At 61.8% G+C, this 21,735-nt stretch carries 19 protein-coding genes; 8 read left to right on the top strand and 11 right to left on the bottom strand.

All coding sequences use genetic code 11. The annotated features are described in order from the left end of the window. Positions 1-57 precede the first annotated feature (57 nt). Entirely contained in the window at positions 58-330 is a 273-nt protein-coding gene (locus tag ACFPWW_RS18825; protein WP_377312910.1) for an usg protein, read from the bottom strand. Positions 331-610: 280 nt separating this feature from the next. On the opposite strand from ACFPWW_RS18825, the gene groES reads away from it, so the two are divergent. The 5 genes from groES (at position 611) to ACFPWW_RS18800 (ending at position 6,540) form a co-directional block, all read left to right on the top strand. Beyond that, positions 611-925 carry a co-chaperone GroES gene (gene groES, locus ACFPWW_RS18820; RefSeq protein WP_112572073.1) on the top strand — a complete coding sequence of 105 codons (315 nt, stop codon included), beginning with the start codon at positions 611-613 and terminating at the stop codon, positions 923-925. Positions 926-984: 59 nt separating this feature from the next. Beyond that, complete coding sequence (gene groL, locus ACFPWW_RS18815) at positions 985-2,613, top strand: chaperonin GroEL (RefSeq protein WP_377312909.1); 1,629 nt, start codon at positions 985-987, stop codon at positions 2,611-2,613. Between the two features lie 90 nt (positions 2,614-2,703). Further along, positions 2,704-3,126 carry a hypothetical protein gene (locus ACFPWW_RS18810; protein WP_377312908.1) on the top strand — a complete coding sequence of 141 codons (423 nt, stop codon included), beginning with the start codon at positions 2,704-2,706 and terminating at the stop codon, positions 3,124-3,126. Positions 3,127-3,215: 89 nt separating this feature from the next. Continuing rightward, complete coding sequence (locus ACFPWW_RS18805; protein ID WP_377312907.1) at positions 3,216-4,310, top strand: glycosyltransferase family 4 protein; 1,095 nt, start codon at positions 3,216-3,218, stop codon at positions 4,308-4,310. Positions 4,311-4,326: 16 nt separating this feature from the next. Further along, positions 4,327-6,540, top strand: a complete 2,214-nt coding sequence (locus ACFPWW_RS18800) for a glycogen debranching N-terminal domain-containing protein (protein WP_377312906.1) — start codon at positions 4,327-4,329, stop codon at positions 6,538-6,540. Positions 6,541-6,823: 283 nt separating this feature from the next. On the opposite strand, the gene ACFPWW_RS18795 is transcribed toward ACFPWW_RS18800, so the two are convergent. From ACFPWW_RS18795 to ACFPWW_RS18755, 9 genes are all read right to left on the bottom strand, one after another. After that, positions 6,824-7,540, bottom strand: coding sequence for a Bax inhibitor-1/YccA family protein (locus tag ACFPWW_RS18795; RefSeq protein WP_112572084.1), 717 nt, complete (start codon positions 7,538-7,540; stop codon positions 6,824-6,826). Positions 7,541-7,560: 20 nt separating this feature from the next. After that, a complete protein-coding gene (locus ACFPWW_RS18790; protein ID WP_113413987.1) occupies positions 7,561-8,328 on the bottom strand; it encodes an anti-sigma factor family protein in 768 nt (255 codons plus the stop codon). After that, the gene (locus ACFPWW_RS18785) at positions 8,315-8,854 is read right to left on the bottom strand and encodes a sigma-70 family RNA polymerase sigma factor (protein ID WP_377312905.1); all 540 of its coding nucleotides are present in this window, start codon (positions 8,852-8,854) and stop codon (positions 8,315-8,317) included. The genes ACFPWW_RS18790 and ACFPWW_RS18785 overlap by 14 nt, the downstream gene beginning before the upstream one ends. 182 nt (positions 8,855-9,036) lie before the next feature. Next, positions 9,037-10,287: an oxalate decarboxylase family bicupin gene (locus tag ACFPWW_RS18780; protein ID WP_377312904.1), complete on the bottom strand. Its 1,251-nt coding sequence runs from the start codon at positions 10,285-10,287 to the stop codon at positions 9,037-9,039. Between the two features lie 27 nt (positions 10,288-10,314). After that, entirely contained in the window at positions 10,315-13,437 is a 3,123-nt protein-coding gene (locus ACFPWW_RS18775; RefSeq protein ID WP_377312903.1) for an efflux RND transporter permease subunit, read from the bottom strand. A 3-nt stretch (positions 13,438-13,440) separates the two neighbouring features. Further along, positions 13,441-14,628, bottom strand: coding sequence for an efflux RND transporter periplasmic adaptor subunit (locus ACFPWW_RS18770; RefSeq protein WP_377312902.1), 1,188 nt, complete (start codon positions 14,626-14,628; stop codon positions 13,441-13,443). A 262-nt stretch (positions 14,629-14,890) separates the two neighbouring features. Then, entirely contained in the window at positions 14,891-16,510 is a 1,620-nt protein-coding gene (locus ACFPWW_RS18765; protein ID WP_377312901.1) for an MFS transporter, read from the bottom strand. After that, positions 16,507-17,649, bottom strand: a complete 1,143-nt coding sequence (locus ACFPWW_RS18760; protein ID WP_377312900.1) for an HlyD family secretion protein — start codon at positions 17,647-17,649, stop codon at positions 16,507-16,509. The genes ACFPWW_RS18765 and ACFPWW_RS18760 overlap by 4 nt, the downstream gene beginning before the upstream one ends. Positions 17,650-17,656: 7 nt before the next feature. Then, the gene (locus tag ACFPWW_RS18755; RefSeq protein WP_377312899.1) at positions 17,657-18,490 is read right to left on the bottom strand and encodes a formate/nitrite transporter family protein; all 834 of its coding nucleotides are present in this window, start codon (positions 18,488-18,490) and stop codon (positions 17,657-17,659) included. Here ACFPWW_RS18755 and ACFPWW_RS18750 point away from each other — a divergent pair. From ACFPWW_RS18750 to ACFPWW_RS18740, 3 genes are all read left to right on the top strand, one after another. Beyond that, complete coding sequence (locus tag ACFPWW_RS18750; RefSeq protein ID WP_377313044.1) at positions 18,422-18,589, top strand: hypothetical protein; 168 nt, start codon at positions 18,422-18,424, stop codon at positions 18,587-18,589. The two genes, ACFPWW_RS18755 and ACFPWW_RS18750, sit on opposite strands and share 69 nt — an antisense overlap. Positions 18,590-19,265: 676 nt before the next feature. After that, entirely contained in the window at positions 19,266-20,756 is a 1,491-nt protein-coding gene (locus ACFPWW_RS18745; protein WP_377313039.1) for a glycosyltransferase family 39 protein, read from the top strand. 245 nt (positions 20,757-21,001) lie between these two features. After that, positions 21,002-21,307, top strand: coding sequence for a hypothetical protein (locus ACFPWW_RS18740; protein WP_112704355.1), 306 nt, complete (start codon positions 21,002-21,004; stop codon positions 21,305-21,307). 26 nt (positions 21,308-21,333) lie between these two features. On the opposite strand, the gene cueR is transcribed toward ACFPWW_RS18740, so the two are convergent. Next, entirely contained in the window at positions 21,334-21,726 is a 393-nt protein-coding gene (gene cueR / locus ACFPWW_RS18735) for a Cu(I)-responsive transcriptional regulator (protein ID WP_112756833.1), read from the bottom strand. Positions 21,727-21,735 lie beyond the last annotated feature (9 nt).

The raw sequence follows: 21,735 nt of genomic DNA, 5'->3' as shown, positions 1-21,735 counted from the left end.
GCATCTCCGCTTGTTTCGTGACCGTTAAGTTTACGATGCCAATCCGGTCTCAAGACTTCAGTGAAGCCTCAATTCACCTTCGACACGGCGCCATTCGTTGGGTCCAATCAGGCGCTGATGGGTGTAACGGACGGAATGCAGCGGCCCATCGAGGTTCGCCTGCCAGAAGTCCAGGAACTTGTGCATTTCGGGAAAGTCGGGAGCGAGATCGTAGTCCTGCCAGACATAGGTCTGCAGCACGGATTCAAAATCAGGAATGCGGTAGAGGATATGCGCGGTTGTCAGTCCATAGCCATTAAGCTGACGCTCCAGATCCGATGAGAATTGCATGCTTCGTCTCCGTTTCATGACAATCCAAAGGTGGCGCAAAATTTTGCGGCCATCAACGAATTTCCGAACGCGACAGCTCAGTTTGTTGTTCCTTTACAGCATGTTAGCAGCCGCTGACGGTAATTGCTAATTTTTCGTTCTGACCTCTTGAAATCGAAAATCCGCAAAACCAGATCATTTCGCGCAAAACGCTCGAACGAGGTTTTGCACCCGCCCGGACTGGTCATCCGGTCCGGCCCAGGGGGAACAACGTCATCTTTTTTGCTCAACGGAGGAAAACATGTCGTTCCGACCGCTTCATGATCGCATTCTCGTTCGCCGGGTCGAATCCGAAGAAAAGACCAAAGGCGGCATCATCATTCCCGACACCGCCAAGGAAAAACCGCAGGAGGGCGAAGTCATCGCCGTCGGCCCCGGCGCGCGCAACGAGGCCGGCCAGATCCAGGCGCTCGACGTTAAGGCCGGCGACCGCATCCTGTTCGGCAAGTGGTCCGGCACCGAGATCAAGATCAACGGCGAAGACCTGCTGATCATGAAGGAAAGCGATGTCCTGGGCATCATCGAAGCTCAGGCCGAGCAGAGACAAGCGGCCTGAGGCGATACCCGTCAATCCAACCCATCAGTCAGATAGCTGCCTATTGAGGAGTTAAAGAAGTGGCTGCGAAAAAAGTCAAGTTTCACACCGATGCCCGTGAACGCATGCTGCGTGGCGTCGACGTGCTCGCCAATGCGGTCAAGGTCACCCTCGGACCGAAGGGTCGTAACGTCGTGATCGACAAGTCCTTCGGCGCCCCGCGCGTTACCAAGGACGGCGTTTCCGTCGCCAAGGAAATCGAACTCGAAGACAAGTTCGAGAACATGGGCGCCCAGATGCTGCGCGAAGTGGCATCGAAGACCAACGATCTCGCCGGCGACGGCACCACCACCGCGACCGTTCTCGCTCAGGCAATCGTCAAGGAAGGCGCCAAGGCCGTTGCCTCCGGCATGAACCCGATGGACCTGAAGCGTGGTATAGACCTTGCCGTCGACGCTGTCGTCAAGGAGCTGAAGACCAACGCCCGCAAGATCACCAGCAACTCCGAAATCGCCCAGGTCGGCACCATCTCCGCCAATGGCGATTCCGAGATCGGCCGCTATCTCGCTGAGGCGATGGAGAAGGTCGGCAACGAAGGTGTCATTACCGTCGAGGAAGCCAAGACCGCCGAGACCGAACTCGAAGTCGTCGAAGGCATGCAGTTCGACCGCGGCTACCTCAGCCCCTACTTCGTCACCAACCAGGACAAGATGCGGGTCGAGCTGGAAGATCCCTATATCCTGATCCACGAGAAGAAGCTTTCGAACCTGCAGTCCATGCTCCCGGTTCTCGAAGCCGTCGTCCAGTCCGGCAAGCCGCTCCTGATCATCGCTGAAGACGTCGAAGGCGAAGCGCTTGCCACCCTCGTCGTCAACAAGCTGCGTGGCGGCCTCAAGATCGCCGCCGTCAAGGCTCCGGGCTTCGGCGACCGCCGCAAGGCCATGCTGGAAGACATCGCCATCCTGACGGGCGGCACCGTCATTTCCGAAGACCTCGGCATCAAGCTCGAGAATGTCACCCTCAACATGCTCGGCCGCGCCAAGAAGGTTGCGATCGAGAAGGAGAATACCACCATCATCGATGGCGTTGGCTCCAAGACCGAGATCGACGGTCGCGTTGCCCAGATCCGCGCCCAGATTGAGGAAACCACTTCCGATTACGACCGCGAAAAGCTGCAGGAACGTCTTGCCAAGCTCGCCGGCGGTGTTGCCGTGATCCGCGTCGGCGGCTCGACGGAAGTCGAAGTAAAGGAGAAGAAGGACCGCGTCGACGATGCGCTGCACGCTACTCGCGCAGCTGTCGAAGAAGGCATCCTGCCTGGCGGTGGCGTTGCCCTGCTGCGCGCCGTCAAGGCGCTCGATAATCTCGACGCTGCCAACCAGGACCAGAAGGTCGGCATCGAGATCGTTCGCCGGGCGATCGAAGCGCCCGTTCGCCAGATTGCCGAGAATGCCGGCGCCGAAGGTTCCATCATCGTCGGCAAGCTGCGCGAGAAGGCCGACTTCTCCTACGGCTGGAACGCCCAGACCGGCGAATATGGCGACCTCTATGCCCAGGGCGTCATCGATCCGGCCAAGGTCGTGCGTACCGCACTCCAGGATGCCGCCTCTGTTGCCGGTCTGCTGGTAACCACCGAGGCGATGATCGCCGAGAAGCCTAAGAAAGAAGCTGGACCGGCGATCCCCGCCGGCGCCGGCATGGACTTCTAAGGCAATCGAAGGAGGCTCGCGCCGTCCGCCAGGTGCGGGCCTCACAAGCACGAACCAAGTTCCATCGGTCAAGATCAATGGAGCCAAGCCATGAGAAAGGAAAGCATCAGCAATTCGATACCGGAGGAAGCTACAGCCGCGATCAGCGCCGGACATCTTCTTCATCCAGCCAAGCATTTTGGTCATCCCTGTGACGTTCTTGCCGCCGACGATATCGGCGATGACGAGAAACGGGCCATTCTTGCGTCGTGGGCATCCGACATCTTTGCCATCGAGTCCATTCCGGCCCTTCGCCTTTATCCCGGCACGGATAAAGCCGTCTCCTATGACGAGATCATTGAAGCGCTGAAGACGTTGGACCAGCGTGATGCGCAGGCCGGAGAGCAAGACTCGTCCAGTTCCTTCGACTTCCCCAGGACTCATCGCCGCAGATCACGAGTACGCCGGTTCGGCGGCCTTGGCTTGTGCAGCTACCGGAAAGGAGACCACCGCCGACAGCCGTTCGAGATGTAGACACCGCTTCTAGCCTGCAGCGTGCCTCTTCGAGGACGCGGGCATGATTTTTACCGACGACTCTTTGCTCAATTGAGGAGGTTTTGCCGATGAAGATCGCTCAGATCGCACCCCTCGCCGAAAGTGTTCCGCCGAAGCTCTATGGGGGAACCGAGCGCATTGTTTCCTATCTCACCGAAGAACTTGTCGCCCAGGGCCATGACGTGACCCTCTTTGCCAGCGGCGACTCCGTCACCAACGCCCGGCTGGTGGCGTGCTCGGATGTCGCGCTCAGGCTCAATCAGGCTGTCAGAGACCACTTGCCGCACCAGGTCGTGATGCTGGAGGAGATCCGTCGGCGGGCGCACGAATTCGATGTGCTGCACTTCCACATCGATCTCCTGCATTTTCCGCTGATCCGGGCTTTCGCAGACCGCACGGTCACGACGCTGCATGGGCGCCTCGACCTGCCGGACCTCAAGCCCTTCTACAAGGCATTCCCCGATGTTCCGCTGGTTTCGATTTCCAACGACCAGCGCCGCCCGATGCCGCCCGTCAACTGGTCCGGAACGGTCTACCATGGGCTGCCGGTCGACCTGCTGCCTTTCATCGAAAAGCCCCAGGGCAATTATCTTGCCTTCCTCGGACGGATCTCGCCGGAGAAGCGGCCGGATCGTGCCATCGAGATCGCAGCGAAGGTCGGCATGCCCCTGAAGATCGCAGCCAAGATTGACAATGCCGACAAGGCCTATTGGGAGACGGTGGTCGAGCCGATGGTCAAGAGCCATTCGAATGTCGAATTCGTCGGCGAGATCAACGAGCGTCAGAAGGCCGACTTTCTTGGCAATGCCGGTGCCCTGCTGTTCCCGATCGACTGGCCTGAGCCGTTCGGACTGGTCATGATCGAAGCCATGGCCTGCGGCACGCCTGTCATCGCCTTCCGATGCGGCTCGGTTCCCGAGGTGATCGACGAGGACGTTTCCGGCGTGCTGGTGGACAGCGTTCAGGAAGCTGTGGAAAATATCGAATGGGCGTTGCGGCTCGATCGTCGCAAGGTCCGGGCCGCTTTCGAAAAGCGCTTCACAGCCGAACGCATGGCGCGCGACTATGTCGACATCTATCGGCAGCTGCCCGGCACCCGGACAAAGGCCGCGCCGCTTCGTCGCGCCAACAGCCAGTCCCTCGATCTCCAAGTGGTAGCTTAGGAAACCGGAGGCCGTCATGCCGATCGCTTCTGCAGGCAGCAATTCAGTCCCCGAGCCGGCAGGCCAAGGGACGCCGATAGCGCAGTTCTTCATTCCCGCTGCCGCGTCGCTGCAGGAGCGACGGCCGCGTACCCTGAAGCACGGCGATACCTTCGCCGTCTTCGACCACAATGGCGATGCGCTTTCCGGGCCCGGCAGCCCGGAAGGCCTCTTTCACCGTGATACGCGTTACCTCTCGCATCTCTATCTGACGATCAACGGCAAGCGGCCGATGCTCTTGTCATCGACGCTGCGCGATGACAACGCGATGCTTACCTGCGATCTCACCAATCCTGATATCTTCGACAAGAAGGGGAAGCTCGTTCTGGAGCATGACCTGATCCATCTGCGCAGATCCCGCTTTCTCTGGAATGCGCATTGTTACGAGCGATTGAGCGTGAGGAACTATGACGACCAGCCGCGCCACGTGCCCATCGGGATCGAGTTCGCGTCAGATTTTGCAGATCTTTTCGAAGTGAGGGGGACCGCAAGAGCGCGAAAGGGGCGCTATCTTCCTGCGGTCATGGAGCAGGATTCGATCCTGCTTTCCTATATCGGGCTCGATGACCGCAGACGGTCGACGCATCTTTCCTTCTCTCCACAGCCGGACGAGATTCGCAGCGATCTCGTCATCTATGATCTCCATCTTGAGCCGCACGAGACGCGGTCGCTCTTCATCGAGATCGCTTGCGACCAGAGCGCTATCGAACGACCAAGTCACTTTTCCTTTTTCGCGGGCCTGCGGGATGCCCGCCGTGCGTTGCGCTCTTCTTCCTCGCGTGCGGCGTCAATTGCAACGTCCAACGAGATCTTCAATGAGGTTGCGCGCCGCAGCATCTCCGATCTCTACATGCTGATGACCGACAAGCCGGAAGGGCCGTATCCCTATGCCGGCATTCCCTGGTTCAGCACCGTCTTCGGCCGCGATGCGCTGATAACAGCGCTGGAGACGCTCTGGCTCGATCCGCAGATCGCCCGCGGCGTGCTCGGACATCTGGCGGCAAACCAGGCCACAGAGATCAATCCTGCCTCCGATGCCGAGCCCGGAAAGATCTTGCATGAGGTGCGCTATGGCGAAATGGCCGAACTCGGCGAGGTTCCCTTCCGCCGTTATTACGGCAGTATCGACTCAACCCCGCTCTTCGTGATGCTGGCCGGCGAGTATCTCAAACGGACCGGAGATCTTGCGACCATTGATCGCCTTCTGCCGCATATCGAGGCGGCGCTCACTTGGATCGACGAGCATGGCGACCGCGACGGCGACGGTTTCGTCGAATATGGACCCATGACGGACGAAGGGCTGATCAACCAGGCCTGGAAGGACAGCCATGACTCGGTCTTCCATGCTGACGGCACATTGGCGAAGGGGCCGATCGCGATCGTCGAGGTTCAAGCTTATGTCTACGGCGCCTGGCAGGCGGCCGCAGAGATCTTCCGGCGGCTTGGCCGGCCGGAACGGGCGGCAAAGTTTCTTGCACGAGCGGAGGGTCTGCGCCACACCTTCGATACGAGCTTCTTTGACGAGGACCTCGGCACGTATGTCCTGGCTCTGGACGGGGACAAGCGCCCCTGTCGCGTCTGCTCGTCCAACGCCGGCCATGCACTGTTTACCGGCATCGCTTATCCTGAACGAGCCGCGCAGGTTACCCGCACGCTGATGAGTGCCTCGTCCTTCTGCGGCTGGGGCATCCGCACCATTCCTTCCGCCGAGGCTCGCTATAATCCGATGAGCTACCACAACGGCTCGATCTGGCCGCACGACAATGCCCTGATCGCCAGCGGACTTGCCCGCTATGGCTATCGCGCTGAAGCGGCTCGGATCTTCGAGGGCCTGTTTGCGGCCTCAACGTATATCGACCTGCGCCGGCTTCCGGAACTCTTCTGCGGTCTGCCACGCCAGCGCGCGCAGGGGCCGACCTTCTATCCTGTTGCATGCTCTCCACAAGCATGGGCAGCCGCAGCGCCACTTCTCCTACTGCAATCCTGCCTGGGCCTCGACTTCGATCCGAACGCCCTGCACATCAGCTTCGATGAACCGCAATTGCCTTCCTTCCTCGACGAAGTGACCCTGCGGCGCCTGCAGATCGGCAATGGCTCGGCCGACGTCGCTATCCGCCGATCCGGCCGGCAGGTCGTGGTTGACGTTATCGATCGCCGAGGGAACGTCCGAGTGCTGACAATGGCATCGTAAACTTAAAGAAGCAGCGATCAAAACGTGGGATCTGGCGGCATGACCCGCTTTGCCCGTGATCCGCTTTATCGCCGCCATCGCTTTCCAACCGCAGCGCATCGTTTGCGCGCTTTGCCAAAGCGTAAGAGGACCCGCTCAAGCCTAAGAATAGCAGACATGGCAAACGAAAACGGCCGGGCGTCGCGCCCGGCCGTTTCTTTAGGGTGAGCACCCGATCCGTCATCCTGTCACAGATTTCGAACCGGGCGCTCTTGCGCTTCCATTGCCCCCAGAAGCGCGGTCCTTATTCCCGCTCGCCCGTGAAGTTGAGCAGAAGCTGGAAGATGTTGACGAAGTTCAGGTAGAGCGACAGAGCGCCGAAGACGGCGAGCTTCTGGTTCGATTCCTGATCGTAGTTTTCCGAATACTGTTCCTTGATGTTCTGCGTGTCGTAGGCGGTGAGGCCGACGAAGACGACGATGCCGATCACGGAGATCGCGAACTGCAGCGCAGACGAACCGAGGAAGATGTTGACGATGCCGGCGATGATGATGCCGAACAGGCCCATCATCAGGAACGAACCCATCTTCGAGAGGTCACGCTTCGTCGTATAGCCGTAGAGGCTGATCGCGCCGAACATGGCGGCGGTGATGAAGAAGGTCTGTGCGATGCTCGTCCGGGTGAAGACCAGGAAGATGGAGGCGAGCGACAGGCCCATCACGGCGCAGAAGGCCCAGAAGGTTATCTGCGCGGTGCTTGCCGACATGGACTGGATACGGAACGAGAAGAAGAAGACGAAGGCAAGCGGCGCCAGCATCACGACCCACTTGAGCGGCGTCTGGAAGATCGGCACGAAGAGCGCCGGCGTGGTGCCGACAATGAAGGCGACGATGCCGGTGATGACGAGGCCGAGGGCCATGTAGTTGTAGACGCGCAGCATGTGCTGGCGCAGACCCTCGTCGAAAAGGGCCTGCGTGTTGGCGGCGGAGCCGTAACCATAGCGGGGATTGATCGGGTTCATGACTGATCTCCTCGGTTGAACTAGTAGAGCGACCGGGCCAGCCGTTCGGCGGCCTGATCGAGATTGGTGCCGCTATTGTCGGCGATCAGCGCGTAGGCAACGTCACCGATCTGCCAATAGGCGGCCTCTGTCTTTTCAAGGGCGACATGGCTGACCGGCTTCACCTCGAAGGCACCCGGCCGGACGGCGAAGAGCGACAGGCGCTTGCCGTCCGCCTCCTCGATTGCCATTTCGACGCTCGGGCCAAAATCCGACGGGAAGATCTGCACATCGGCAACCTTCCAATCCTTGGGTAGGTCCGGCATCACGATTGCGGTCGCGGCGCGGATATCCTCGGCGCTATAGGCCGGCGCGGTCTGCGACGGGATGGTTTCGCGCAGCGCTGCCGTGCGATAGGCGCGTACCGCGTCCTCGACATAGGCCGGAGCTGGAACCGACGCATTGACTTCCGTTGCCGTGAAGGCGCCGAAGGAATTGTGCGCCACCCAGCCGGCGGCAAGCAGAATACCGACGGCAGCAATACGCTGCATCGAATGCAGGATGCGGCCATAGGAGAGGCCACGTTCCAGCCTGCGGGCGGCATCGCGCGTTTCGGCGCGGCCGAAGGCGCGTTCGCCGGCGAGCGCCAGCCGCAGCTCGCCCTTCATGCTCAGATCGGCCATGACCTTTGCGGCGATCGCCGGATTTTCGGAGAGATAGGACTCCACCTGGATGCGCCGTGCGACATCGAGCTCGCCGTCCACATAGGCGTCGAGATCGGCATCGATGATTGGATCAATCGCCTTCATTGCCGTCCCCTCCAACGAGTTTCAGATGCGCGATGCGCGGCGTCTTTTCCTCGAACTCGCGCAACTGGGCGCGGGCGCGGGAGATCCGCGACATCAGCGTACCGACAGGAATGCCGAGCGCATTGGCCGCTTCCTGATAAGACAGGTCCTCGATCGCCACGAGATGCAGCGCTTCGCGCTGCTCTTCCGGCAGGTCGAAGAAGGCGTCGCGCACCTGCTGCAGGCGCACGGCATGTTCCTGGCCTGCCGGCAGCGACTGTTCCGCCTCGACCGCCGCCTCATCGTGGCGGCGCGTCAGCGAGCGGGTCTGCCGCACGCGGTCGATATGGGCATTGTGCAGGATGGAAAGCAGCCAGGTACGCAGGTTTCCGCCGCTGCGGAAGCTCTTGCGCTTCTCGAAGGCTCGCAGCAGCGCATCATGCACCAGATCCTCCGCCTCGTCCGAATTGCGCACCAGCGAGCGCGCATAGCGGCGAAGCGCTGCGAGCTGACCGATGACATCGAAGGGGCGTTCTTTCCGTTCCATGATTGAGTATACGTAAGCATCGCGGATTTTATTCCGCACCCGTGCAGATTTTTTTCTTCGGCCGCGGCAGAAGGAAAGGTCGCTCGCCGGACAGCGCGAAAAACCTCCGCCGTCTGCGACAGCGGAGGCGGTGGCTTCGGTTATTGCTGTAGGATCAGCCCCTGCTGGGCATGATCCCGGGGTCAACCTTTTGGCATGATCCCCGGCTGGTCGGCCGGAAATTTGGCGATGTCCTGCACGCTGATATTGAGATGCTGGGCAACAAGGGCTGGCGGCGTATGGGTGAGCCACGAGGAGAGGCCGACTTCCTGATAGTCGGCCACCTTGAAGACGGCGACGAATTGAAGGTCCGTCTTGCCCGTATTTTCGATGATGTGGCCCTGGCTCCTTTTGACATAGCCGATATCGCCGGGCCGGAAATCGGCGGTCTGGCTGCGCGGGCCGGCATCGAAGACCGTCATGCGGCCTTCGCCCTTGATCCAGTACTGCCACTCGTCGGCATTCGGATGCCAGTGCATTTCCCGCACGGCGCCCGGCTTGATCGTCTCTATCGCTGCGGCAATCGTTTTGGAGACCTTGAAGATGCTGCTGTCGGCCAGCTGGATCGTGCCCGATGCATTCTGCTTGAGCGGCGCCGACGCTGCCAGCCGATAGGTGAAAGGATAGGGCGGCAGGCCGCCGGACGCGACCGCCTTCTGGTCGGCGGAAAGCGGACCCGGTTCCTTGCCCTGGAAGATCCAGAGGTCCTGCAGCGGGATGTTCCTGAACGTGTCCTGCGAGACGCCGAAATTCTTGGCGAGCAGGTCCGGCGAGGTATGCGCCAGCCAGTCGGTCAATAGCAGGGTGCCATATTCGGACTGGTCGCCCTCGTCGAAGACGATGACGAATTCGCAGCCCTCCGGTCCGAGCCCCTGCAGAGAATGCGGGAAACCGGCCGGAAAATACCAGAGATCGCCGGCCTCGACGTCCTGCACATAGGCGCGGCCCTGCGGATCGAGCACCGTTACCCGGCAGCGACCATTGGTCATGATCGCCCATTCGGCTGCCCGGTGCCAGTGCATCTCGCGGATGCCGCCGGGGCCAAGGCGCATGTTGACGCCCGAAACCGCCTCGGAAATGGCAAAGTCGGCCTTCGTCACCTGTCGCGCCCAGCCGCCGTTCTGGATGCGCTTGGCGGCATTGTTGAACGATCCCCAGAAGAGCTGCATGTCGCCGACATCGGTCGCCGGCGGGCTGTCGAAGGAGGGAAACTGGTCGCTGATGGCAGGGTTCTTCGGCCCAGGATCGGAAAGCCCTGCGGGATTGGCGTTGATGGCGCCTTCAGCCGGCTGGTCGGGATTGCCGAAGCTCGCCGCACGGGCGCCGCCCGCCGCAAGGGCGGTTCCCCCCATCGCTCCGAGCGCAAGGACCGTGCGTCTTGAGAGAGGTTCCATGGTTTTACTCCTTTCACGTCGATTGGGCTATTCCGCCGGCACCTGGTCTTGGGGCCGGGCGCCGGCAGGGGCACGTCGCCTGCCGCTGACGAACTGGCTCAGCCGTTCGAGGTAGAGGTAGACGACCGGGGTCGTGTAGAGCGTCATCAGCTGGCTGATGAGCAGGCCGCCGACCATGGCGTAGCCGAGCGGCTGGCGCAGTTCCGAGCCGGTGCCGTGGCCGAGCATCAGCGGCAGGCCGGCCAGAAGTGCGGCCGCTGTCGTCATGATGATCGGGCGGAAGCGCAGGAGACAGGCCTGGCGGATCGCGTCCTCCGGCGACAATCCCTGCTCGCGCTGGGCGGCAATGGCGAAGTCGACGATCATGATGCCGTTCTTCTTGACGATGCCGATCAGCAGGATGACGCCGATCAGCGCGATGACGGTGAAGTCGAAGCCGAAGGCCCAGAGCATGGCGAGCGCGCCGAGACCGGCCGACGGCAGCGTCGACAGGATCGTCAGCGGATGGAAATAGCTCTCGTAGAGCACGCCGAGGATCAGATAGATCACGGCAATCGCGGCAAGCACCAGCAGCGGCTCACTGGCAAGCGAACTCTGATAGGCCTGCGCATTGCCCTGGAAGGTGCCGATGACGGTCGCCGGCTTGCCGAGATCCGCCTCGGCCTTGCCGATGGCGGCGACCGCCTGGCTGAGGGCCGCGCCCTTCGCCAGGTTGAACGAGAGGGTAACGGCCGGGAACTGGCTCTGATGGTTGACGGCAAGTACGGCCGTCGGTTCCGTCGTCTGTGTGACGAGCTGGTTCAGCGGGACCTGTTCGCCGGTCAGCGGCGACTTGATGTAGAGGCCGTTGATCGCCAGCGGCGAATTCTGGAACTGCGGCGCCACTTCGAGAACCACATGGTAGCTGTTCAGGTCGGTGAAATACTGTGTGACCTGGCGCTGGCCGAAGGCATCGTAGAGCGTGTTGTCGATCGTCTGCGGCGCAATGCCGAAGCGCGATGCCTGGTCGCGGTCGATCGCCAGCGTCACCGTGGCACCGCCATTCTGCTGGTCGGTGGCGACATCGGTCAGTTCCGGCAGCGTCTTGAACTTGGCAAGCAGCCTGGCCGCCCAGTCGTCGAGTTCTCCCGCATCGCCGTCCTGCAGCGTATACTGGAACTGCGTTGCCGAGCTGCGCCCGCCGACATTGATATCCTGCGCCGGCTGCAGGAAAAGCTCCGCACCCTGCATCCCGGCAAGTTTCGGGCGAAGCCTGTTGATGATCTCGCTGGCCGAGGCATCACGCTCGCCTTCCGGCTTCAGGGTGATGAACATGCGGCCGGTATTGACCGTCAGCCCGGCTCCGCCGCCGACCGCCATGCCGACGCTGGCGACAGCCGGGTCGCTCGCCACGATATTGCCGGCCTCGATCTGATGGCGCGACATTTCGGCGAAGGAAATATCCTGCGACGCTTCGAGTATGCCGGTGATGAGGCCGGTATCCTGTATCGGGAAGAAGCCTTTGGGAATGTTGACGAACAGGAAGCCGGTCGCCGCCAGCGAGGCGAGGAAGGCCGCCATCGTCAGCCGGTGATGGCGAAGTGCCACGTCGAGCGTGCGGCGATAGCCAGAAAGAAGCCCGTCGAATATCCTTTCGCTGAGATTGTAGAGCCTGGCGTGGCGGGCGTCTTCTTCCGGCTTCAGGAAGCGGGAGCTCATCATCGGCGTGATGGTGAGCGACACGAGAGCCGAGACGACGATCGTCATCGTCACCGTGATCGCGAATTCCCGGAACAGCCGGCCGACGATGCCGCCCATCAGGAGCAGCGGAATGAAGACGGCGACGAGCGAGATGCTGATCGAAATGATGGTGAAGCCGATTTCCCGTGCGCCGTCGATGGCCGCCTCCTTCGGCGTCTTGCCCATTTCCATGTGGCGATGGATGTTCTCGACCATGACGATCGCGTCGTCGACGACGAAGCCGACGGCGATGCTCAATCCCATCAGCGAGAGATTGTCGAGGCTGAAGCCCGCGGCATACATCAGCGCCAGTGTGGCAAGAAGCGCAAGCGGCACGGTGACGCTCGGGATCACGGTGACCCAGACATTGCGCAGGAAGATGAAGATCACCATGACGACGAGGGCGATGGTGATGACAAGCGTCGTCTCGACATCCGCCACCGAGGCGCGGATCGTCGTCGTCCGGTCGCTGAGGACGGAAAGGTGGATCGCGGCCGGTGCGATCGCCTGGAGCTGTGGCAAGGCGGCGTGGATCGCATCGACGGTGTCGATGATATTGGCGCCGGGCAGCTTGAAGATCGGCAGCAGGATGGCCCGCTTGCCGTCGGCCCAGGCGGCCAGCTGATCGTTTTCCGGCCCGTCGATTGCCTGGCCGATATCGCCGATGCGCACCGGCGCGCCGTCGCGATAGGCGACGATCGCATCGTTCCACGGGGCGGCCTTCAGGAGCTGGTCATTGTCGTAGATCGTATAAGTATGTTCAGCACCCTGCACGCTGCCCTTCGGCGCGTTGCTGGTGATCCCGGTCACGGCGCTGCGGATATCCTCGAGCGAAAGCCCCATTTCGGCGATCTTGCCGGGATCGATCTGCAGGCGGACAGCGGGCTTCTGCTGGCCGAAGATCAGAACCTGGGAAACGCCGTCGAGCTGGCTGATATGCTGGGCAAGCACGCTCTCGGCAAAGTCGTCGACCTGCGTGAGCGGCAGCGTGTCCGATGTCAGGGCGAGAACCATGACGGGCGGATCGGCGGGATTGACCTTGCGATAGGTCGGCGGCGAGGGCAGGTCCGTCGGCAATTGTCCGCCGGCCGCGTTGATCGCGGTCTGCACGTCCTGGGCGGCGCTGTCGACGTCGCGCGACAGGTCGAACTGCAGGGTAATCGCGCTGCTGCCGAGCGTGCTCGTCGAGGTCATCTGGGTGACGCCGGGGATCTGGCCGAACTGCCGTTCCAGCGGCTGGGTGACTGTGGAAGCCATGGTTTTCGGATCGGCGCCCGGCAATTGCGTCGATACCTGAATGGTCGGAAAATCGACTTGCGGCAAAGGCGCGACCGGCAGGAGAGGGTAGGCGACGATACCGATGCCGAAGAGGCCGGCCATCAGCAGCGAGGCGGCAATCGGTCGCTCGATGAACCAGGAGGAGATCGACATCGCCTACTCCCTGCTGGCCGCTTGCGAGGCGGCCGGCTGTTGAACGGTGACGTGGGTTCCGGCATCCAGGCGATACTGGCCCGACGTGACGACCTGCTCGCCGCCATCAAGGCCCTTTTCGATGACGGCGCGGCCATTCTCGATCGGACCGGGACTGACCTTGCGGACCTGGGCAGCGCCGCCCGCATCGACAATGTAGACGAAGAAGCCGCCTTCTCCCCGCTGCAATGCAGCCGAAGGAACGGTGACGGCCTTGCGGATCGTCTGCTGCTTGACCCGCAGCATCACGAACTGACCCGGCCACAAGGCATCGTCCTTGTTGTCAAAGGTCGATTTGATGCGGATCGTGCCGCTTGCCTGGTCGATGACATTGTCGATCAGCGACAACGTGCCCGAGGCAAGCTGCTGCGACTGGTCCATCGACATGGCCGTCACTTCGACCGGGCCGGCCCTCAATGCGCCGCGCACGGCATCGAGATCATCCTCGCGCAGCGTGGAGATGACGGTGATCGGCTGCGTCTGGGTGATGGTGACGATCGGTGTCGTATCGGTCGTGTGGACCTCGTTGCCGGCGTCGATCCGCCGGATGCCCGTACGGCCGTCGATCGGCGAGCGGATCTCGGTATAGGAGAGCGAGACGTCAGCCGCTTCCTTGGCGGCCTGATCCTGCGCAAGCTCAGCCTCGGCGCTTGCCACCTGGGCCTGCTGCTCTTCCAGGGTTTCCTGCGTAACGATCTGCTGCTGCGAAAGCTTCTGATCCTTGACCAGCAGATACTGGGCATTGGCGAGATCGGCCTGGTCCTGCTTGATCTTGGCCGCGGCCTGGTCGACGGCTGCCTGGAAGGGGCGCGGATCGATGACGGCGAGAAGATCCCCTTTCCTGACGGCCTGGCCCTCGTCGAACATCACGCTCTGCAGCTCGCCGTCGACGCGTGTCGTGATGTTGACCGTATAGTTGGCCTGCACGGTGCCGAGACCGTCGAGATAGACAGGCACGTCGGCAACGGCCGGGGTGGCGACCTCGACCGGCACCGCCGGCGTGCGGGGCTCGGGCGCGGCAGCGGTTGGCTCCGTCCCCGCAAACCAGAAGGCGGCCGCCGACCCGCCGGCAATGGCGAGGATGGCGATGGCAGCCAGAGCGGCCGGGCGCCGGCGCTTGCGAGGCTCGATCACGGTGCGGATGGACGTCACGGCTGGCTCCATGGCTATGGGGTTGAAACACACCGATCTCGCCGCCGGGATCGGACGGCCTCGGGCGGGCTCTGCCGGGTTGAGGGGCTATGAAGCGGGGAGCGTGAAACCGCTGTCTTCTGCCGATCAATTCCGATGGAAAGAGGCTACGACCGGGCAGGGCTGCGCGCATCTATACGCAGGTCTAGTTGCCGTTCCCAAAAGGTATAAGCCCCGGCAGACGGAGAAAAGCAGCGGCGACGGCCGGAGGCGATCCGCCTGTTCAGCGCGCCGCCTGCACGGCTTGCGGCAGTGCCGCCGGCGGCCGCCTGTGAAAGTCGGGATGCAATGGCCCGAAGGGCATCGCGCCCAAGCCGGCGACAAGGGCAATGCCGGTGATCGCAAAGCAGAAGGACAGAATGAAGAGGTCGGCATAGGCAAGCACGCTTGCCTGCGCATGGACCGCCGTCGCGACCGTGGAGAGAGCCTCCAGCTCTGCACGCTGGCTGGTGCCGAACAGCGTCCCCAGCTTCGCCAGCGCTGTGTGGAGACTGTCCGACGATCCGGAAATCGGTCCGGTCAGGATATTGGAATGATACTGCTCACGCTGGCGCAGCCAGGTGTTCAACAGGCTTTGCGCCAGCTCGACGCTGCCGAGCCGGATCACCTGAATATAGGCGGAGACCGCGGTTGAGCGTTTCGGGTCGGAATTGGCGATCAGGTAGACGACCGTCGCGAAGAAGGCGAAGGATTGACCGGCCGTATGCAGAAGCACGACCGGCAGGAAGCTGAAGGGCGCCCATGAAACGGTCAGGTGCGATCCGAAGAGGGAGCCGAGCGACATGGAGGCCAGGCCCAGCATGATGCAGAGCCGCGCATCGATCCGCCGCAGCAGGAAGATCGCCAATGCGATGAGGAAGAAGACCGGGATGACCGCACCGAAAATATAAAGCTCCGAGATGGCGATCGGCCGCAGGCCGACGACCGACTGCAGAAAGCCGGGGATCGAAATCGAGGCGCCGGAACTCGAAAAGGTAAAGGCGATGATGATCGCATAGCCGATGCCGATATTGCGCGACAGGATCACGCTCGCATGCGCCCAGGGATTGGCGACGACACTTTCGTTGACGAGGAAGCCGACGAAGAGGATGGCGCCCCCCGCCAGCAGCGAGGTGACGATGCCGGAATTGAACCAGTCGAGCCGGTTGCCCTGATCGAGACCGACATAAAGCATGGTCATCGAGCATCCGAGCAGCATCATGCCGCCCCAGTCCGCTCCTTCAAGCAGGCTGAAATTGATCCCTTCCTTCGGGGCGCCGGCGACAAGGAGAAGGGCAATGATCGGCGTGACGATCACATCCTGCCAATAAAGCCATTGCCAGCCGAGATAGTCGTCGTAGAGGCCGACCAGCACGAAGCCCAGATTCTGCGACAGCGGTACGCGCAGGGCGTAGATCGAAAGGCCGATCAGCCAATACTTCATGTCGAGATTGCGGAAGATCACCATGATCGTGGCGGGTATGAAGACGCCGAGCAGAAGGGCTCTTGCCGCATGCAGCGCAAAGAGCAGGCTTGCGTCATGGACCATGGGAATGGCCAGCGAAATGCAGGCATAGACCAGCGTCGTCGGGATCATTACCCGTCGCACCCCGAAGACCGTCGCAAGCCAGGCCACCGCCGAGGAAATGAGGATCTGCGGAGCATTGGCAACAGTGCTGAGCCAGGAGGCTTCGTCGAAGCCCAGCGAATAGGCGCCGCGGATATCCGGCAGGCCGACGGTGAAAACGCGCGTGTCGAAGCCGACCACGAAAGAGGCGAGCAGCAGGGCCGCGACGATGAACAGCGGATGGCTGGCCGTCGTGCCACGGGTCAGCGGGCCAAAGGCGCGTGGGGCCGTGCTCATCGATCGGGGTCCGGCCGGGTATCGACGGTCACGACCGCAGACATTCCGGGCCTCAGCCGATCAACCAGCGGCTGGCCCGGATCGAAGACGATCTTGACCGGGATGCGCTGGACGACCTTGGTGTAGTTTCCGGTCGCATTGTCGGGCGGCAAGAGGGCGAAGATCGAGCCGCTGGCCGGCGACAGGCCGATAACCTTGCCATGCAGCGTCTGGCCGGGAAAGGTGTCGATGGTAACGTCCGCGGATCGGCCGGGCGTGATCCGGGAGAGCTGCGTCTCCTTGAAATTCGCGGTGATATAGACGCTCGGAAGCGGAACTTCCGAGACGAGGCCGGTGCCGGCCGCGACGAAATCGCCTTCATGGACAAGCCTGCGGCCGATCACGCCGTCGAAAGGTGCATATATCCGGGAATAGCCCTGGTGGATCAGGGCCGTGTCCAGCGCAGCCTGGGCGGCATCCACCTGCGCCTGCAGCAGCGGCGATTGACCGTTCAGCACGTTCAGCTGCGCCTTCTGCTGCTCGATTGCGGCGGCAGTCGATTTGACCGAGGCTTCGGCCTGCAGATAGGCCGCCTGCGCCTGCTGCAGCAATTGCAGGGAGGTTGCGCCGCCCAGGCTCTCCTGGCGGTGGAACTCCTGCTCGGTCTGGGTCTGCTGCGCCTCGGCCGACGCGTTTTGCGCCTCGGCAACCTCTATGACGGCCTTTTGCAATGCGATCTGGTTTGCGAGGTTGGCAAGCGATGCATTCGCGGCGGCCAGATTGGCCCTGGAGGCGGCGACTGCCGCATCATATTCGCGCGGGTCGATCTCGGCGAGCAGCTGGCCCTTCGTGACCCGCTGATAGTCGGCGACCGGAGCGCTTCGGACGATGCCGCTGATCTGGGCGCTCAGCGTCGAGGCATCGGTGCCGACCATGGCGTCGTCGGTCGATTGATGTGATGCACCTGCCACCCAGCGGTTCCAGTCTGCGGTGGCGACCGCCACTCCGCCGCTGACGAGCGTGACGGCAAGAAGGGGAACGGCAAGCCGTCTCAACGACACGACGCTTGCCGGGGAGGGAGCGGCCGGCGCTTCCGGCAGCTGGGGTGAACGGGCAGGCTCGGACGGGCTCAGGCTGGTGATCGCAATCTGGCTGACCATGGGAACCTCACTTTTCGCCGCGGTTTGCAGATGGTTTCGTGCGGAGACGGACCGGGGCCGGTGCGAAGGAAATGTGGCCGGTGCCATCTGCCTGCAGCCAGTAGCCAAGCGCCATGAAGACGGCACCGCCGATGAGGTTGCCGAGCGTGACCCAGACGAGATTGTGGACGGCGGCAAAGAGCGTGATATTGGCCGGATGGTCGCCCATCAGCGCCATCGAGAAGGTGAACATATTGGCGACGCTATGTTCGTAGCCGGCGGCAACGAAGATGGTGATCGGCCAGAAGATCAGCATGATCTTGGCCGCGGCGTTTTCGGTGCGTCCCGCCATCCAGATGGCGAGGCAGACAAGCCAGTTGCAGAGAATGCCGCGGGCAAGAAGCTCCAGCGAACCGGCCGACATCTTGGCCGAGACGATGGAGAAGAACGCCTGGCTTCCGTCACCCAGAAGCACGCCGCCGCCGGCCAGATGGAACAGGCCGGCAAGCACCATGGCGCCGATCAGATTGCCGATCCAGGCCGTTGCCCAGACAAGCAGCATATCGGCAATATTGCTGCGCCGCGTCAGCACGGAAAGCGGCATATACATGGCCGTTCCGGTAAAAAGCTCGCTGCCGGCAAAGACGACGATCGTCAGGGCAGAGGAAAAGACCACGCCCATGACAAGGTGCGCCCAGGCGGGATCGGCATGTGCGCCGGCGGTGAACATGATGATATCGCCGAAACCGATATAGGCTCCTGCCATGGCTGCCCCGATAAGGAAGGCAGCAAAGTGGTGACGGACGGTATCGGCTTTTTCTTCACCGGACTGGGCGAAGTGATCAATCAAATCCTGATACATGACGGCAGCTCGCGTGTTGTGACGATCGAACCGGGCTTCGTCCGGAACGACCAAACGTTAATCACGCGGGCTGCAGAGCTGAATCATACCTACGTTTAGACCGCCTGCCGATAGGTTCAGGTGCGCCCCGCCGTTGCGGGCCTGCCTCTTCGCATTAGATCCGCCAAGCGAAAAGAAAAATGGCCGCCTCCGATATGCGGAAGGCGGCCACTTGCGGATCCTCGGGCAATCCGTGGCTTCGGGCGGAGGGGAGGGACACCGGGAAGCTCAACCGAGATTTCTATCGCCCGTCAGGAGGAGGCTTCGGGCGATGGGCAGGACGTTACGCCGATCCGCGAGCCTGCGGAACTAAACTTACGTATTGGTCCGCCTGGACAAGCAGGCGATGTCATGCCGCTTCGTCTTCGCGCCGCATGAAAGTCCAAACAACTCGGCTCGCACTGCTCCTGGCGGAAACCCGAATAGCCATAAGAGTATCTTGCCTGATGTCTGTGGCTTTTATGTAGCCGGCTCAAATAATCGGACCGAGGCGGCCGGGCAGGTCTCCATATTTCCGCTATTCGCGGTCATTTGCACTTCCCCGGGATGGATCGGCCTGCTAACTAGGACTGCATTTACTGGGGGATATATGCATGCCTCGAAGAGGATACGCTCAGCTTGGGCAAGCTGTTTGTAAGACCGTAAATCCTGCTGTCGTGAGATCGGTCAGCAGATAGTGAGCTCCGAAAGTATCCTCCTTCCACCGCTTGAGGAAAGCCAGGCGGGCCGGCGATCACTGCTCGCGCGGATCAGCAGCAGCCTCACCGCTGCGAGCCTGTTCCTGGCATTCTATTTTGTCGTCAATATCGTGTTTCGGATCGCGCTTCCCGACACGCTTGGTCTCGACGAATCCGAGCAGGCCTTCTTCTCGCAATATCTCTTCCTGGGCTATGGTCCCCAGCCGCCCTTCTACAACTGGCTGCAATATGCGGTCGTCTCGGTTGCCGGCCTGTCGATCTGGACGCTCGCAATCCCGAAGAACATCCTGCTTTTTCTCTGTTATGTGCTCTATGGGCTCGCCGCGCGGGAGGCACTGAAGGACAAGGTGCTTGCGTCGGTCGCGATGCTGAGCCTCATCACCCTGCCGCAGGTTGGCTTTCTGGCACAGCGCGAGCTGACCCATACCGTGGCGCTGCTTGTCGCAACCGGGCTCTTTCTCTACAGCCTGTTCAGAACCCTGCAAAGGCCGACGCTCGCCTCCTATCTCCTGGTCGGCATTGCTGCCGGCATCGGCGTGATCTCGAAGTATAATTTTGCCATTCTGCCGGCCGCCGCCTTGCTCGCGGTCCTGGCCGATAAGGAATGGCGGCGCCGTCTGTTCGATTGGCGCATGCTTGCGGCGATTGCCGTCGGCCTCCTGATCGTCCTTCCGCACGCCTTCTGGCTGCTGGACAATATCGACAGCGCGTCGTCCGCCACCCTGCAGCGGATGACGGCCCGGCACGAGGCGTCAAGCACGATCCTGCGTATCGGCCAGGGGCTTGTCTCCCTCGTCGTTGCGGTCATCGGCTTCTCGGCCCTGCCGACCGTCCTTTTCGCCGCCGCTTTCCGCCGCGATTTCTTCCGGGCGCTCACGGCAACCAGCCCGATGATACGCCTGATCGAACGGATGATGGCGGCAAGCCTGCTTGCCGTCGCCCTCGTCGTCGTTGGCGGTGCAAGCCATATTCATGAGCGCTGGCTCGATCCCTTCCTGCTGATCCTGCCCGTTTATCTGTTGCTGAAAATGCAGGCCGCGGGCTTTGATCTGTCTGCCGGGATACGCCGTTTCCTGCCTGTTGTGCCGGTGGCGATGGTTATCATCATTACGGTGCTGACGCTGCGGATCGTGGGGGCTCAACATGTGGGGAGCTATCCGATCCTGAACGCGCCGATGGTCCGGTTCGCCTCGGAACTGACTGCCGCCCGCCAGCCCGTCCTGATCATCGCGTCCAGCAAATATCTTGCCGGCAATTTCCGTCTGCAATTGCCCGACGTGCCGACCGTGCTGCCGGACTTTCCCGATCCGGCATTGCCCGACTATGCCAATGCGAAAGGACCTGTTCTCGTCCTCTGGCGCGGGCGCAGCGAAACGGACGCAACGATACCGGCGGATTTTGCAGCGCGGCTTCAGGCGGCAGGCATCGAGCTGCCGCAGACAAACACGCTTGCTCTGCCCTATCTCTTCGGACATCCGAACCACAAGTTCGCCATCGGCTATGCCTGGATCGAGGGCGGAGCGACATAGCCGGGCTGCAATCCCAAGTTTTGCCAGGACGACATCAGCGATTTTTCAAAACTGCGCAGCCTGAAAGCGTGAGTTGCGAGCGCTGGTGCAGGCTTGCCGGGAGTATATCGCGACAGGCCGCAAGAAAATCTGTCGCTTTCCACTGTTGCACAGCTGTTCAACTGTCGACACAGCGGTCCGGGCGATTGTTTGTGACAGTTACATGACAGAGTATGGCCCCGCTGATTTGCAGGGGAATACACACAATGAAAGAAAAAAAGCGGGTCTACGAGGCTCTCGTGGACGGCGCCATGGAAGGTCTGGTGGGCGATGCGCTTTATGATTTTGTCCGCAAACGCTGCCCCAAAGCCTCCAGTAAGAAGATCGTTCGTGCCTCGCTGCTGGCGCTGACCGATCCGCATCTGAGGGACCGAAATATCCTCGACGTCATCTACGCGCTGGCAATCAAGCACCGGCTGGACGACACGACGGTCGAGGACGAACATGATGAGGAGGCCGAGGAGAGGGAAACCTCCGACACGGCCGGCAAGGACCAGCCGCCGCTTTCCTGAGCAGACAGGGCGGGAGATGACGGGGCTCAGGGGGCGCTGTCGGAGAGCTCTTCGAGGATCGGGCAGTCCGGACGATCATTGCCGTGGCAGGCATGAACGAGATGTTCGAGCGTGCGCCGCAATTCCGTCAGCTCGCGGATCTTCCGGTCGATTTCCGAAAGCTTCGCTTCGGCAATCCCCTTGACGTCGGCGCTTGCCCGGCTCTTGTCCTCGTATAGCGCCAAGAGCTGACGGCACTCCTCCACCGAGAAGCCGAGGCCACGCGAGCGCTGCAGGAAACGCAGCTTGTGCACGTCCGAGGCCGCATAGTCGCGATAGCCGTTTCCGCCCCGGTCGGGGCGGATCAGGCCGATATCCTCGTAATAGCGGATGGTCTTTGAAGGCAGGCCGGACTGTTCAGAGGCTTCGCCGATGTTCATCGTCTGGTT

It is taken from the genome of Rhizobium sp. GCM10022189 (assembly GCF_042656325.1).
GTDB lineage: Bacteria > Pseudomonadota > Alphaproteobacteria > Rhizobiales > Rhizobiaceae > Rhizobium.
This window is presented reverse-complemented; position numbering and strand designations above follow the sequence as displayed.

Coding starts and splice junctions, on each gene's coding strand:
- ACFPWW_RS18795 (WP_112572084.1), bottom strand. CDS start 7,540: ATGAACCCGATCAATCCCCGCTATGGTTACGGCTCCGCCGCCAACACG.
- cueR (WP_112756833.1), bottom strand. CDS start 21,726: ATGAACATCGGCGAAGCCTCTGAACAGTCCGGCCTGCCTTCAAAGACC.
- ACFPWW_RS18765 (WP_377312901.1), bottom strand. CDS start 16,510: ATGAGCACGGCCCCACGCGCCTTTGGCCCGCTGACCCGTGGCACGACG.
- ACFPWW_RS18740 (WP_112704355.1), top strand. CDS start 21,002: ATGAAAGAAAAAAAGCGGGTCTACGAGGCTCTCGTGGACGGCGCCATG.
- ACFPWW_RS18760 (WP_377312900.1), bottom strand. CDS start 17,649: ATGGTCAGCCAGATTGCGATCACCAGCCTGAGCCCGTCCGAGCCTGCC.
- ACFPWW_RS18790 (WP_113413987.1), bottom strand. CDS start 8,328: ATGAAGGCGATTGATCCAATCATCGATGCCGATCTCGACGCCTATGTG.
- ACFPWW_RS18800 (WP_377312906.1), top strand. CDS start 4,327: ATGCCGATCGCTTCTGCAGGCAGCAATTCAGTCCCCGAGCCGGCAGGC.
- groES (WP_112572073.1), top strand. CDS start 611: ATGTCGTTCCGACCGCTTCATGATCGCATTCTCGTTCGCCGGGTCGAA.
- ACFPWW_RS18825 (WP_377312910.1), bottom strand. CDS start 330: ATGCAATTCTCATCGGATCTGGAGCGTCAGCTTAATGGCTATGGACTG.
- ACFPWW_RS18780 (WP_377312904.1), bottom strand. CDS start 10,287: ATGGAACCTCTCTCAAGACGCACGGTCCTTGCGCTCGGAGCGATGGGG.
- ACFPWW_RS18785 (WP_377312905.1), bottom strand. CDS start 8,854: ATGGAACGGAAAGAACGCCCCTTCGATGTCATCGGTCAGCTCGCAGCG.
- ACFPWW_RS18805 (WP_377312907.1), top strand. CDS start 3,216: ATGAAGATCGCTCAGATCGCACCCCTCGCCGAAAGTGTTCCGCCGAAG.
- ACFPWW_RS18810 (WP_377312908.1), top strand. CDS start 2,704: ATGAGAAAGGAAAGCATCAGCAATTCGATACCGGAGGAAGCTACAGCC.
- ACFPWW_RS18775 (WP_377312903.1), bottom strand. CDS start 13,437: ATGTCGATCTCCTCCTGGTTCATCGAGCGACCGATTGCCGCCTCGCTG.
- ACFPWW_RS18755 (WP_377312899.1), bottom strand. CDS start 18,490: ATGTATCAGGATTTGATTGATCACTTCGCCCAGTCCGGTGAAGAAAAA.